The following is a 15,347-nucleotide window of genomic DNA, read 5'->3' as shown; positions in this document are numbered from 1 at the left end:
GGCCCACCCTGATTCCCGCAGAGTGACGTGAAAGGCAGCCAGATGTCCGTACTTCCGCTGACCGGAGCCCAGACCGGAATCTGGCTGGCCCAGCAGTTAGCGCCGGACAGCCCGGCCTACACCATCGGCGGCTACGTGGAGCTCGCGGCCAACGTGGCGCGGCTGGCCCGGGCGATCAGGCAGGCCGTGACCGAGGCGGAGAGCCTGCACGTGGTGTTCGCCCAGGACGAGGCCGGCCCTGTCCAGATCACCAGGCCCGCGGGCGACTGGCCGCTGCCGGTCCTCGACCTGGCGGAGGCGGAGGCGCGGGCGTGGATGGCGGCCGACCTCGCGCGGACCGTCGATCCGGCCCGCGGGCCGATGTTCGCCCACGCGCTGCTCAGGCTGGGCGACGGCCGGCTGTGGTGGTACCAGCGGTACCACCACCTGGTCACCGACGGCGCCGGGATGCTGCGCCTCATCCAGCGCGTGGCCGCCCTGTACGGCGGCGGCCCCGACGCCGGCGTCGACTGGTCGCTGCCGGCGCTGGTGGCGGCCGACGCCGGCTACCGAGCCTCCGCCGGGCACGCGGCCGACGCCGCGTACTGGCACGGCAGGTTGGCGGGCCTGCCCGACGAGCCTGCCAGGCTGGTGGAGTGCCCGCCCGCCCAGGCCGGCGGTGTCCTGCGCCGCACGGTGGAGCTGTCGCCGGAGCGCTCGGACGGGCTGCGCGCGGCGGCGGCCGCGCTGGGCACCCGGCTGTCGCGGCTGGCCATCGCGGCCGTGGCCGCCTACCTGCACCGGGCGAGCGGCGAGCGTGACCTGGTGCTGGGCCTGCCCGTCGCGGGCAGGCTGCACGGCGAGGACTCCCCCGCCCTGATGTCCAACGTGCTGCCGCTCAGGCTCGCCGTCAGCCCCTGGACCACGGGTGCCGAACTGGTCGCGGCCGTGGCCGAGGAGATCAGGTCGCTGGGCGCGCACGCCCGCTACCGGGGCGAGGACCTGGCCAGGGAGCTGGGCCGCGTCGAAGGGCTGCGCTCGCTGATCGGGCCCACCGTGAACGTCATGCCGTACCACCAGGGGATCAGGTTCGGCGACGGCGACTGCGTCATCCACCACCTGTCCCTCGGGCCGGTCGGCGACCTGTCCGTGGCCGTCTACGACCGGCCCGCGGGCCAGGGGCTGCGGATCGACCTCGACGCGGACGCCGCGGTGTGCGACCCCGAGGCGCTCGCCGAGCACGAGCGGCGCCTCCTGCTGACGCTGGAGGCGCTGGCCGAGCGGCCCGACACGCCGCTCGGCGGCATCGACCTGGCGCCCGTGCCGCCGTTCGTCCCCCTGCCCGGCGACCTGCCGGAGATCTCGTGGACGGCGGCGTTCGAACGGCAGGCCGCGCACGCGCCCGGCAGGCTCGCCGTGATCTGCGAGTCGGAGCGGCTGACCTACGGCGAGCTGAACGCCAGGGCCAACCGGCTCGCCCACACGCTGCGCGCCCAGGGCGTCGGCGCCGAGGACGTCGTCGCGGTGGCGCTGCCCCGCTCGGCCGACCTGGTCGTGGCGCTGCTCGGCGTCATGAAGGCGGGCGCCGCCTACCTCCCGCTGGACGCCGACCATCCGGCCGACCGGCTGGCCTTCATGGTGGCCGACGCCGGTGCCCGCCTGCTCGTCACGGTCTCGGGCCACGCCGCCGACCTGGAGCTGCCCCGCCTGCTTCTGGACGCCCTCCCGCAGGCGGCCGACACCGACCCGCCCGAGGGCGCGCTGCACCGGGCCGCCTACGTCATCTACACCTCCGGCTCGACCGGCCGGCCGAAGGGCGTCGTGCTCTCCCACGAGGGCGTCGGCGCCCTCATCGCCACCGCCGTCGAACGGCTCGGCGTCGACTCCTCCAGCAGGGTCGCCCAGTTCGCCTCCGTGGGCTTCGACGTGGCCGTCTGGGACCTGGTGATGTCGCTGTGCGTGGGCGGCACCGTCGTCGTCGTGCCGTCCGAGCGGCGCGTGGCCGGCGAGGAGCTGACCGGCTACCTGGCCGAGCACCGGGTGACCCACATGATCCTGCCGCCGTCGCTGGTGGCGGCGCTGCCCGCCGGGTGCGCGCTGCCCGAGGGCGGCGTGCTGGTCGTCGGCACCGAGACGGTCCCCGCCGAGCTGGTCGCCCGCTGGAGCGAGCGCATGCGGGTCGTGGCCGCCTACGGCCTGACCGAGGCCACGGTCAACTCCACGCTCTGGCTCGCCGAGCGCGACTGGGCGGGCCCCGTGCCGATCGGCGTGCCGGACCCGGGGACCCGCTGCCACATCCTCGACGCGGCGCTGCGCCCGGTGCCGCCCGGCGTCACGGGCGAGCTGTACGTCGGGGGCCTCGGCCTGGCCAGGGGCTATCTCGGCAGGCCGGGGCTGACCGCCGAGCGGTTCGTCGCCGACCCGTTCGGCGCGCCGGGCGAGCGGATGTACCGCACCGGCGACCGGGCCCGCAGGCGCGCCGACGGCACCATCGACTTCCTCGGCCGCGAGGACGGCCAGCTCAAGATCCGCGGGTACCGCATCGAGCCCGGCGAGGTCGAGAGCGTCCTGATGAGCCACCCCGCGGTCGCCCAGGCGGCGGTCTCCGCCGTCGAGGACCACCGGGGCGTCAGGCGGCTGGTCGGCTACGTGACGGGCGACGGCGGCCTCGACCCCGCCGACCTGCGGCGGCTGGCGGCCGGCGCGCTGCCGGAGTACATGGTGCCCGGCACGATCGTGGTGCTCGACGGGCCGCTGCCGCTCACGCCGAACGGCAAGCTGGACCGCAAGGCGCTGCCCGCGCCCGAGTGGACGGTGCAGGCGGGCGACACCGCCCCCGAAACCCCCGCCGAGCGCGTGCTGGCCGGGCTGTTCGCCGAGGTCCTCGGGCTGCCGTCGGTGGGCGCGTACGACAGCTTCTTCGAGCTCGGCGGCGACAGCATCGTCGCGATCCAGCTGGTCAACAAGGCCAGGCGGGCGGGTCTCGCGATCACGCCGCGGGAGGTCTTCCAGCACAGGACCGTCGCCGCGCTGGCGCGGGGGCGCGGCCAGGCCGTACCCGAGCAGGCTCATGACGCGGGCGTCGGCCTGGTGCCGGAGACGCCGATCGTCGGCCGGCTGCGGGAGGTGGGCGGGCCGATCGACGGCTTCCACCAGTCGGTGACCGTGCGCGTGCCGGACGATCTGGACGAGGGCCTGCTCACCGGGGCGTTGCAGGCCGTCCTCGACCATCACGGCATGCTGCGCGCCCGGCTGCTGCGCGGCGAGGACGGCTGGCACATGGAGGTGCCGCCGCCCGGCACGGTCCAGGCGGGCGGCCTGGTGGCCGGCGACGGGGTCGAGGCCGCCGTCGGCCGGCTGGACCCGGCGGCGGGCGTGATGCTGCAGGCGGTGTGGTCGCCGGACGAGCGGCGGCTGTCGCTGGTGGCGCACCACCTGGTGGTGGACGGCGTCTCCTGGCGCATCCTGCTGTCCGACCTGGCCCAGGCCGCGCGGGCGGTGTCCGCGGGCGAGCCGGTCGAGCTGCCGCCGGTCGGCACCTCGTTCGCGCGCTGGTCGCGGCTGCTGGCCGAGGACGCGCCGACCCCCGCGCGGCAGGCGGAGCAGCAGGTCTGGCGGCGGACGCTCGCCGGGCCGGTGCCGTCGCTCGGGCTGCGGCCCCTCGACCCCGCGACCGACACGGCCGCGCGCGAGCGCAGGCTGACCGTCGTCCTGCCCCCCGACGGGACGACGCCACTGCTGACCGACGCCCCGGCCGCCTACCACGGCACCGTCAACGACGTGCTGCTGACCGCGCTGGCGGCGGCCTTCGCCCGCCGTCAGGGCGCCGGCGGCCTGCTGGTCGACCTGGAGGGGCACGGCCGGGAGCAGGACGCGGTGGCGGGCGATGCCGACGTGACCCGCACGGTCGGCTGGTTCACCAGCCTGTTCCCCGTCAGGATCGACGGCGGCGACGTGGCGTGGGAGGAGTTCCGCGCCGGCGGCCCGGGGGTGGGCCGGGCGCTCGGGCGGGTCAAGGAGCAACTGCGCGCCGTCCCGTCGGCCGGTCTCGGTTTCGGGCTGCTGCGGGGCGCGCTGGGCGACCTGCCGACGCCGGAGGTGCTGTTCAACTACCTGGGCCGGTTCAGGGCGGACGGCGGCGCGGACTGGGAGCCGGCCGCCGGGGCGGAGCCGCTGTCGGCCGGGCGCGACCCCGGCATGCCGCTGACCCATCACCTCGAGGTCAACGCGATCGTCCGCGACGGCGCGTCCGGGCCCGAGCTGAGCGCCACCTGGTCGTGGCCCGAAGGGGTCCTCGAACGGGCCGACGTGGCGGAGCTGGCCGGCGCCTGGCTGGAGGCGCTGCGCGGGATCGCCGCCCACGTGGCCGGGCCGGCGGCGGGCGGGCACACGCCGTCCGACTTCCCCCTGGTCACGCTCGACCAGGAGGAGATCGACGCGCTGCCCCGCGACCTGGAGGACGTCCTGCCGGTGACGCCGCTCCAGCAGGGCCTGTACTTCCACTCGCTGTCCGACCCCGACGTCTACACCGTCCAGCAGGTCGTCGAGCTGGCCGGACCCGTCGAGCCCGCCACGCTGCGCCGCCGGGTGGAACGCCTGGTGGACCGGCACGCGCCGCTGCGCGCCGGGTTCCTGCAGCGCGCCGACGGCAGGGTCGTGCAGTACGTGGCCGGCCGGGTCACGGTCCCGTGGGCGGAGGTCACCGGCGCCGACGTCGACGAGATCGCCGCGCGGGAGCGGGCCCGGCCCTTCGACCTGGCCGCGCCGCCGCTGCTCAGGGCCGCCCTGGTCAACGGGCGGACGCTGGTGCTGACCCTGCACCACCTGGTCGCCGACGGCTGGTCGGTGCCGATCATGCTGCGGGAGCTGCTGGGCGAACACCTCGGCGAGGTCACCCCGTACCGCGACTACTTCACCTGGCTGCGCGACCGCGACGACGAGGCGGCGGGACGGGCCTGGCGTCGGGCGCTGGAAGGGCTCGACGAGCCGACACTGCTCGGCCCGCGGTACCAGGCCGGCGCGCCCGGCCAGATCACCTTCGAGGCCGGCGCGGACCTGGCCGGCTGGGCACGGGCGCGCGGGCTGACGCTGAGCACGCTCGTGCAGGGCGCGTGGGGGCTGCTGCTGGGCCGGCTGACCGGCCGCCACGACGTCGTCTTCGGCAGCACCGTCTCAGGCCGGCAGGCCGCCGTCGAGGGCGTCGAGTCGATGGTCGGCCTGCTGGTCAACACCATCCCCGTACGGCTGGCCTGGCGCCCCGGCGACCGTCCGGCCGACCTGCTGGCCGGGCTCCAGGACGCGCAGGCGCGGCTGCTGGACCACCAGCACCTCGGCCTGGCCGACATCCAGCGGATCACCGGGTGGGGCACCCTGTTCGACACGCTGGTGGCGGTCGAGAACTATCCCGTCGAGGGCGACATGGGGGCGATCGCGGGCGTGGACGTCCGCGACGGCTCCCACTACCCGCTGTCGCTGACCGTCGTGCCGGGACGGCGGACCACCTTCAGGCTCGACCACTCCATCGGCGCCAGCGCCGCCGCGCGGGTGGCGCGGGCGCTGCGGCACCTGCTGGAGGAGCTGGTCACCGCCGGCGAGCGCCCCGTGGGGCGGCTCGACCTGGTCGAGCTCGAGCAGGCGCGCCTGCTGGGCGGGCCCCGTGAGGTACCGCCCACGACGCTGGCCGCCGCGTTCGCCGCCCAGGCGGCCACGACGCCCGACGCCACCGCGGTGATCCTCGGCGAGGAGGAGGTCTCCTACGCCGAGCTGGACCGCAGGGCGCAGGCGCTCGCCGTACGGCTGGCGCGACGCGGCGTCGGTCCGGGCGGGTTCGTCGCCGTGGCGCTGCCCCGCTCGCCCGACCTGCCGGCCGCCGTGCTCGGCGTGCTGCGGGCGGGCGCGGCCTACGTGCCGCTGGACCTCGACCATCCGGCCGAGCGGCTGGCGTACATGCTGGCCGACTGCGGCGCCCGCGTGGTGGTCACCGACGAGTCCTTCCCCGAGCACGAGGGGGTGGAGCGTGTCCTGGTCGGCGGCCCCTCGATCGGCCCCGCGAGCGATCTTTCGAGCGACCCCTTGAGCGACCCCTCGAGCGATCTTTTGAGCGGCCCTTCGAGCGACCCATTCCGCGGCCCCTTGAGCGGCGCCGAGAGCGGCACCCGTAGTGGCGCCGGCGGCGGCGAGGGCGGTCCCGACGGTGGTGGGGGCCCGCTTCGCGCTCCCGCGCCGGACGACCCCGCCTACCTCATCTACACCTCGGGCTCGACGGGCCGGCCCAAGGGCGTGGTGGTCACGCACCGCGCCATCGTCGGCCACCTGGCGTGGGCCCAGGACCTGTTCGCCATGGACGGCACCGACCGGATGCTGCAGCAGGCGTCGGCGAGCTTCGACGCCTCGGTGTGGCAGATCTTCTGGCCGCTGTGCTCCGGCGCCGCCGTGGTGCTGGCCGAGCCCGGCGGGCACGTCGATCCGGCCTACCTGGCCGGGCTCGTCAGGGACCGCGGGGTGACCGTCCTCGACATCGTGCCCTCGATGATGAGGGCCTTCCTGTCCACCGACGAGGTCACGCGGGATCCGGGCTGGGCGGCGAGCCTGCGCAGGGTCTTCGGCGGCGCCGAGGCGCTGACCACGGGGTTGGCCCGCCGCTGGCGGGAGCTGACCGGCGTCCCCGTCGACAACTGCTACGGGCCCACCGAGGCGACCGTCCAGGTCACCTGGTGGGACGGCGACGAAGGTGGCGGCACGGACGGCGACGCGAACGGCGGCACAGACGGTGGCACGGACCGCGGCACGGACCGCGGCACGGACCGCGGCACGGAACGCGACGCGGACCGCGACACGGCCGTGCCGATCGGCGGGCCGGTCTGGAACACCGGGCTGTACGTCCTGGACGTCTGCCTGCGCCCGGCGACCGAAGGCGAGCTCTACATCAGCGGCGCGCAGCTCGCCCTCGGCTACCACGGCAGGACGGCGCTTACCGCCGAGCGGTTCGTCGCCGACCCGTTCGGCCCGCCGGGCACGCGCATGTACCGCACGGGCGACCTGGTGCGGCTGCGCCCCGACGGCGCCCTGGAGTACACCGGCAGGACCGACCACCAGGTCAAGATCCACGGCAACCGCGTCGAGCTCGGCGAGGTCGAGGCGCGGCTGGCGGCCCTGGACGGCGTCGCGCAGGCCGTGGTCGTCGCCCGCGACCACGGTGGCGCCACCCGCCTGGTCGGCTACGCCGTCCCCGAGCGGGGCGCCCGCCTCGACGGGGCGGGGTTGCGCGCCGCGCTGGCCGCCGCGCTGCCCCCGCCGATGGTGCCGAGCGCGGTGGTGACGCTGGAGCGGCTGCCGCTGACGCTGAACGGCAAGGTGGACCGCGGCGCCCTGCCCGTTCCCGAGATGGCGCCGCGGGCCGTGCGGGCACCGCGGACCGAGCGGGAACGGCTGTTCTGCGACATCTTCACCGCCGTGCTCGGCACCGAGGCGGGCCTCAACGACGACTTCTTCGCCCTCGGCGGTGACAGCATCGCCTCGATCGCCGTCTCCGGCCGGGCCAGGAAGGCGGGCCTGGCGGTCAGCCCCAGGGACGTCTTCGCCTGCCGGACGCCCGCCGCGCTGGCGGCCAGCGCGGAGGCCAGCATGGAGGCCACCGCGGAGGCCACCATGGAAGCCACCGCGGAGGAGCACGGGGCAGCCGAGCTGATCACGCTGACCGCAGAGGAGCACGAGAGCGTGCGGCGCGTCTGCCCCGTCCCGGTCGAGGACGTCTGGCCGCTGTCGCCCTTGCAGGAGGGCATCCACTTCCACTCCAGCTACGACACCGCCGCCGTCGACGTCTACACCTCGCAGGACGTCTTCGAGTTCGCGCGGCCCGTCGACGCCGGCCGGCTGCGCGCGGCGTGCGCGGCGATGCTGGCCCGCAACCCGAGCCTGCGGGCGGGCTTCACCGCCGAAGGGCTGTCGCGTCCCGTGCAGTTCATCGGCGCCGGGGTGGAGCCGCCGCTGCGCGAGATCGACCTGTCGGCGCTGCCGCGCGAGGAGCGCGACCGGATGGTCGCCGAGCTGCTGGCCGAGGACAGGACCACCCGGTTCGACCTGGCCGCCCCGCCGCTCATGCGGCTGCTGCTGATCCGCCTCGGCGAGCGCGACCTGCTGGTGCTGAGCCACCACCTGATCCTGTGGGACGGCTGGTCGGGATGGCTGGTGCTCGAACAGCTCCTCGGCGACGCCGCGGCGGCGCCCGCCGCCGGCACCTACCGCGACTACCTGGCCTGGCTGGCCACGCAGCCCGCGGGCGAGGCGCTGACCGCCTGGCGCGCGGCGCTGTCGGGGCTGGAGGAGCCGACGCTGGTACGGCCGGCCGACGACGGCCTGCGCCCGGAGATCCCGGTGAACCTCGACGTCGTACTGTCCGCGGAGCTGGGCGAGGGCCTGCGCGCGCTGGCCCGCGAGACGGGACTGACGCTCAACACGCTGCTCAACCTCGCCTGGGGACTGGTGCTCGCGGCCACGGTCGGCCGCGACGACGTGGTGTTCGGCGCGGCGGTGGCCGGCCGGCCGGTGGCGGTGCCCGACGTGGAGAACGTCATCGGGATGTTCCTCAACACGGTGCCGGTGCGGATCGGGTTCGACCCGCGCGAGCAGGTGCTCGAGCTGGCGCGGCGGGTGCAGGACGAGCGCGTGGCGCTGATGCCGTACGAGCACGTCGGGCTGGGCGAGCTGCATCGGGAGAGCGGCCACCGGCGGCTCTTCGACACCCTCTTCGTGCTGCGCGAGGCGGGCGGGCAGGAGCGGATGGCGGAGTTCACCGGCCGGCACGGGATCGTGAACGTGTCGGCGGTCGACGCCACGCACTACCCGCTGACGCTCATCGTGACCCAGGGCGCCCGCCTGCGCGTGACGCTGTCGTACCGCCCCGACGTGGTCGGCGGCGCCGAGGCCGGCCGGGTGCTCGACCGGTTCACCACCGTGCTCGGGCGCCTGGTGGCGGCGCCGCGGGCGCTGGTCGGCACCGTGGACCTGCTGCTGGAGGGCGAGCGGCGGCAGGCGGCACCGGCCCGGCCGCTGCCCGCGGTGACGGTGGCCGAGCTGCTGTCGGAGCAGGCCGCGCGCACCCCCGGCGAGGTGGCGCTCGTCTTCGGCGCCGAACGCTGGACCTACGCCGAGCTCGACGCCCGCGTCGACAGGCTGGCCAGGCTGCTGCTGGAGCACGGCGCGGCGCCGGAGCGGGTGGTCGCGCTGGCGCTGCCGCGCTCGGCCGACATGGTGGCGGCGCTGTTCGCCGTGCTGCAGACCGGCGCGGCCTACCTCCCGCTGGATCTGGAGTACCCGGCGGAGCGGCTGGCCTTCATGCTGGAGGACACCTCGCCCGTCTGCGTGGTGACCACGGGATCGGTGGCGCTGCCCGAGACCGGGGTGCCGCGCGTGCTGCTCGACGACCCGGCGACCGCCGACCGGCTGGCCACGCTGCCGGCGGGCGTGCCGTCCGACGCCGAGCGGCCCGGCTTCGCCCGCGGCCTGCCGTACCGGCTCGAGCATCCCGCCTACGTCATCTACACCTCCGGGTCGACCGGCAGGCCGAAGGGCGTCGTCACGCCGTACCGCGGCCTGACGAACATGCAGTTCAACCATCGTGAGGCCATCTTCGGGCCGGCCGTCGCCGCCGCGGGCGGCAGGCGGCTGCGCATCGCCCACACCGTCTCCTTCGCCTTCGACATGTCGTGGGAGGAGCTGCTGTGGTTGGTGGAGGGGCACGAGGTCCACGTCTGCGACGAGAACCTGCGCCGCGACGCCGAGGCCCTGGTGGCCTACTGCGACAGGGAGCGCGTCGACGTCGTGAACGTCACGCCCACCTACGCCCACCACCTGATCGACCAGGGCCTGCTCGACGGCCACCGGCCGCCGCTGGTGCTGCTGGGCGGCGAGGCCGTCTCCGAGACGGTGTGGACGGCGTTGCGCGACAGCGAGGGCACCGTCGGCTACAACCTGTACGGGCCCACCGAGTACACGATCAACACGCTCGGGGCGTCCACGGACGACAGCGCGACACCCGCCGTGGGCAGGCCGATCTGGAACACGACGGCGTACGTGCTCGACGCGGCGCTGCGCCCGGTGCCGCCCGGCACGCCGGGCGAGCTGTACATCGCGGGCGTGGGCCTGGCCCGCGGCTACCACCGCAGGCCGGGACTGACCGCCGCGGCCTTCGTCGCCGACCCGTTCGGCGCGCCGGGTGAGCGGATGTACCGCACGGGCGACCTGGTACGGCAGCGCCCCGACGGCGTCATCGACTTCCTCGGCCGCACCGACGACCAGGTGAAGATCCGCGGCTACCGGGTGGAGCCGAGCGAGGTCGCGGCGGCGATGGAGGAACACCCGCTGGTCTCCCACGCGGCGGTCGTCGCCGACGGCGGCCGGCTGCTCGGCTACGTCGTGCCGCGCGAGGAGGGCGCGGACCTCGCGGTGGTGCGGGCGGCGCTGAAGGAGCGGCTGCCCGGCTACATGGTGCCCGCCGCGCTCGTCGCGGTGGACCGGCTCCCGCTCACCGTGAACGGCAAGCTCGACGTGCGCGCGCTGCCCGCACCCGCCCTCAGCGGCGGTCAGGAGAGCCGCCCGCCCCGCACGGCGCGCGAACGGGTGCTGTGCGAGCTGTTCGGCGACCTGCTGGGCGTGACGGGCGTCGGGATCGACGACGACTTCTTCGACCTGGGCGGCCACTCGCTGCTGGCCACCCGCCTGGTCAGCAGGGCGCGCGCGGCCCTCGGCGCCGAGCTGGCGATCCGCGACCTGTTCGAGGCGCCGACCGTGGCCGAGCTGGCCGCCAGGGTCGGCGGGCAGGACGCCAGGCCCGCCCTGACGGCCGCGGCCGACCGGCCCGCCGAGCCGCCGCTGTCGTTCGCGCAGCGCCGGCTCTGGTTGATCGAGCAGCTGGAAGGGCCGTCGGCGCTCTACAACTTCCCGCTGGTGATGCGGCTGCGCGGCGAGCTCGACGTCGAGGCGTTGCGGGCCGCGCTGGCCGATCTGGCGGCCCGGCACGAGGCGCTGCGCACGCTGATCGTCGAGCGGGAGGGCCGCCCCTTCCAGCGGGTGGTGCCGGCGGCCGAGGCGGTCCCCGTCGTCGAGGTGGTCGAGGCCACGGCGGCGACGCTGGAGCCGACGCTGGAATCGGTCGTCGCCCGGCCGTTCGACCTGGCCGCCGAGCTGCCGCTACGGGCCACCGTGGTCCGGCTGGGCGCGCGCGATCACGTGGTGGCGCTGCTGCTGCACCACATCACGACCGACGAGTGGTCGGACGGCCCGTTCCTGCGTGACCTGTCGGCCGCCTACGCCGCCCGCCGCGGGGGCGGGGCGCCCGCGTGGGAGCCGCTGCCCGTGCAGTACGTCGACTACACGCTCTGGCAGCGGCGGCTGCTCGGCGAGCGGACCGACCCGGACAGCGTGGCCGCCCGCCAGCTGGCCTTCTGGGCCGAGACGCTGCGCGGCGCCCCCGAGCGGCTGGAGCTGCCCACCGACCGGCCGCACCCCGCGCGGCCGGCCGCCGCGGGCGGCGAGCTGCGGGTCGAGTTCGGCGCCGAGGACAGCCGGCTTCTGCGGCGGCTGGCCCAGCACTCGGGCGCGAGCATGTTCATGGTCTGCCACGCGGCGGTCGCGGCCCTGCTGCACCGCCTCGGCGCCGGTGCCGACCTGCCGCTCGGCGTGCCGGTCTCCGGCCGCGCCGACGAGGCGCTGGACGACCTGGTGGGCTTCTTCGTCAACACGCTCGTGCTGCGCGCCGACGTGTCGGGCGACCCGACCTTCGCCGAGCTGGTCGCGCGGGTCAGGGAGCGGGCCCTGGCCGCCTTCTCCCACCAGGACGTGCCGTTCGAGGCGGTCGTGGAGGAGCTCAACCCGGTCCGCTCGCCCGGCCGCAACCCGCTGTTCCAGGTGATGGTCGGCTACCGCAACCGCGGCGCCGACGACTTCGCGCTGGAGGGCCTGGAGGTGCTGCCCGCGCCGGTGTCCGCGAGCACCGCCAAGTTCGACCTGGTGTTCAGCTTCGTCGAGGACGAGGCGATCACCTGCGTCGTCGAGTACCGCGCCGACCTGTTCGACCGGTCCACGGTGGCGGCCATGGGGGCGCGGCTCGCCGGGCTGGTCGGGACGGTCGCCGCCGACCCGTCGGTCAGGGTCGCCGACATCGACGTGCTCACCCCGCCGGAGCGGGAGCTGGTCGTCACCGGCTTCAACGCGACCGACCGCGAGGTGGCCGAGCAGACCCTGCACGGCATGTTCCTGCGCAGGGTCGCCGAACGCCCCGGCGCCGTGGCGGTGGTCGAGGGGGACCGCTCGGTCGGCTACGCGGAGCTCGACGCCCTGTCCGACCGGATGGCGGCGATGCTCGCCCATCACGGCGTGCGGGAGGAGAGCGTGGTCGGTGTGGCCGTGCCGCGCTCGGTGGACATGGTGGCGGTGATGCTCGGCGCGCTCAAGCTCGGTGCCGCGTTCCTGCCCCTCGACCTGGCCCACCCCGCCGACCGCCTGGCGTACATGGTCGGCGACTCGGGGGCGAAGGTGGTCGTGGCCGCGCAGCCCGTCGAGGGCCTGGACGTGCTGCTGCTCGGCGACGCGCCCGACGGGCGGTGGCGGGCACCCGCCTACCCGGAGGTGGCGCTCGACCAGGCGGCCTACGTCATCTACACCTCCGGCTCGACCGGACGCCCCAAGGGCGTGGTCGTCACGCACGAGGGGATCGGCAGCCTGGTCGCCACGGCCGTCGACCGCATGGGGCTCACCCCCGACAGCAGGGTGCTGCACTTCGCCTCGATCGGGTTCGACGTCACCGCCTTCGAGCTGAGCATGGCCCTGTGCCACGGCGGCAGCCTCGTGCTCGTCCGCGACGCGGCCAGGGTGCCAGGCCACGAGCTGACCGGCTTCATGACCGAGCACGAGATCACCCACGCGATCCTGCCGCCGTCGCTGGTGGCGGCGCTGCCGGCCGGCTGCGAGCCGCCCGAGGGCTGCACGGTGCTGGTCGGCACCGAGACGGTCCCGCCGGACGTGATCGAGCGCTGGGCGGGCCGGCTGCGCCTGCTGGCCGCCTACGGGCTGACCGAGGCGACGGTGAACTCCACGCTGTGGGCGGCCGAACCGGGCTGGGCGGGAGCGGTGCCGATCGGCGTGCCCGACCCCAACACCCGCGCCTACGTGCTCGACGAGCGCCTGCGCCCGGTGCCGCCTGGGGTGGCCGGCGAGCTCTACATCGCCGGGCGCGGGCTGGCGCGCGGCTATCTCGGACGGCACGGCCTGACCGCCGAGCGGTTCGTGGCCTGCCCGTACGGCCCGCCCGGCGCCAGGATGTACCGGACCGGCGACCGGGCCCGCTGGCGCGCCGACGGCAACCTCGACTTCCTCGGCAGGGCGGACGACCAGGTCAAGATCCGCGGGTTCAGGATCGAGCCGGGCGAGATCGCCGGCGCGATGACCAGGCACCCGATGATCTCCCAGGCGGCCGTCGTCACCGACACGAGCGGTCCCGAGCCGCGCCTGGTCGGCTACGCGGTCGCGGCGGGCGGCCCGCTCGACCCCGCCCAGGTGCGGTCGCACGTCGCGGCGCTGCTGCCCCCGGCCATGGTGCCGTCCGCGGTGGTGGTGCTCGACCGGCCGCTGCCGCTGACGCCCAACGGCAAGCTGGACCGGGCCGCGCTGCCGGCGCCCGACTGGTCGGCGCTGACCGGTGCCACCCGCCCGCGCACCGGGCGGGAGCACGCGCTCGCCGAGCTGTTCGCGGAGGTGCTGGGCCTGCCCCAGGTCGGCGTCCACGACAACTTCTTCGAGCTCGGCGGCCACTCGATGTCGGCCATGCGGCTGCTCGGCAGGATCCGCACGACGCTGGACGCCCGGCTCACGCTGCGGGCCGTCTTCGACGCGCCCACCGTCGCCGAGCTGGCCGCCCGCCTCGACGAGAGGGATCTCGGCGAGCGGGCCAGGCTGCGCCGGCGGGAGCTGCCCGCCGCGCCGCCCCAGGAGTGGCAGCACGCCAGGACCGGGGCCGGGCGGCCGCACGACATGGCCTTCGCGCTCCGCTCCCCCGATCCCGGCGCCGCGGCCGCCGCGCTCGCCGACGTCGCAGCACGTCACGAGCCGCTCCGCACGGCCGTCGTCCGCGGGGACGGCGGGCTCGTCCAGGTGCCGGCCGCGCAATGGCTGGAACACGTCGAGGTGCCCGACCTGGACGAGGGACTGCACGCGCTGGCGGGCGAACCCGCCGACCTGGAGGGGCGCGCGCCGCTGCGGGCCAGGCTGCTCACCGACCGCTCGGGCGCGCGGGCGCTGCTGCTGACCATGCACTACCTCGCCGTCGACGAGTGGTCGGTGGTGCCGCTCCTGCGCGACTTCGCCACCGCCTACGCGGCCCGGCGGCGGGGCGCCGCCCCGGCGTGGGAGCCGCTGCCGGTCGGCTACGCCGACTACACGCGATGGGCGCACGAGGTGACCGACGGCGCCCAGCTCGAGCACTGGCGGCAGGCGCTGGACGGCATGCCGCGCGCCGTCGCGCTGCCGTACGACCGGGCCGGTGAGGGGGTGCGGGGCGACCACGTCGGCGTCACGCTCGACGCCGGCCTGCACGCGGCCATCGACGCGGTCGCCGCCGAGAGCGGCACCAGCATGTTCATGGTGCTCCACGCGGCGTTCGCGACGCTGCTCACCCGGCGGGGGGCGGGCACCGACCTGCCGATCGCCTCGCTGGTCGCGGGCCGTACCGAGGAGGAGCTGACCGGCCTGGTCGGCTGCTTGTTCAACACCGTGGTGCTGCGCACCGACACCTCCGGCGAGCCGGCCTTCCGCGAGCTGCTCGCCCGGGTGAGGGAGACCGACCTGGCCGCGCTCGACCGGCAGGACGTGCCGTTCGACCGGGTGGCCAGGGCGCTGGGCCTGCGGCCGCCACAGGTGATGATCGTCCATCACGAGCAGGCCGACACCGGCGAGCTGGCCTTCGAGCACGTGCCGACGGGAGCGCTCAACGCCGACCTGACGCTGAGCTTCTTCGAGCCGCGCGGCGACGGTCCGGTGGAGTGCCTGCTGGAGTACGCGACCGACCTGTTCGACCGGGCCACGATCCAGTCCATGGCGGACGAGCTGGTCCGCATTCTGCACACCGAAGTGAGGAGCAACGCATGAGCACGAACCCGTTCGAGGACCGGGACGGCCGATTCCTGGTGCTGGTCAACGACGAGGAGCAGCACTCCCTGTGGCCCTCGTTCGCCGAGGTGCCCGCCGGGTGGCGGGTGGTGTTCGGTGAGGAGACGCGGGAGGCGTGCCTGGAGTACGTGGAGACCCACTGGACCGACCTGCGCCCCCGCAGCCTCGTCGAGGCGACGAGGCAGGACTGACCCGCCGGCCTGGTCCGG

2 protein-coding genes are annotated in these 15,347 nt (G+C 75.6%); both read left to right on the top strand.

All coding sequences use genetic code 11. The features are described 5' to 3' along the window. Positions 1-42: 42 nt before the first annotated feature. Complete coding sequence (locus ACWDLG_RS33390; RefSeq protein WP_449927842.1) at positions 43-15,117, top strand: amino acid adenylation domain-containing protein; 15,075 nt, start codon at positions 43-45, stop codon at positions 15,115-15,117. Beyond that, positions 15,114-15,329 carry an MbtH family protein gene (locus tag ACWDLG_RS33385; protein ID WP_354905160.1) on the top strand — a complete coding sequence of 72 codons (216 nt, stop codon included), beginning with the start codon at positions 15,114-15,116 and terminating at the stop codon, positions 15,327-15,329. Before ACWDLG_RS33390 ends, ACWDLG_RS33385 begins: the two co-directional genes overlap by 4 nt. The last annotated feature ends 18 nt before the right edge of the window (positions 15,330-15,347 follow it).

Source organism: Nonomuraea sp. NPDC003727 (assembly GCF_053586935.1).
The sequence above is the reverse complement of the archived record's forward strand: the minus strand, read 5'-3'. Positions and strand labels throughout refer to the sequence as shown.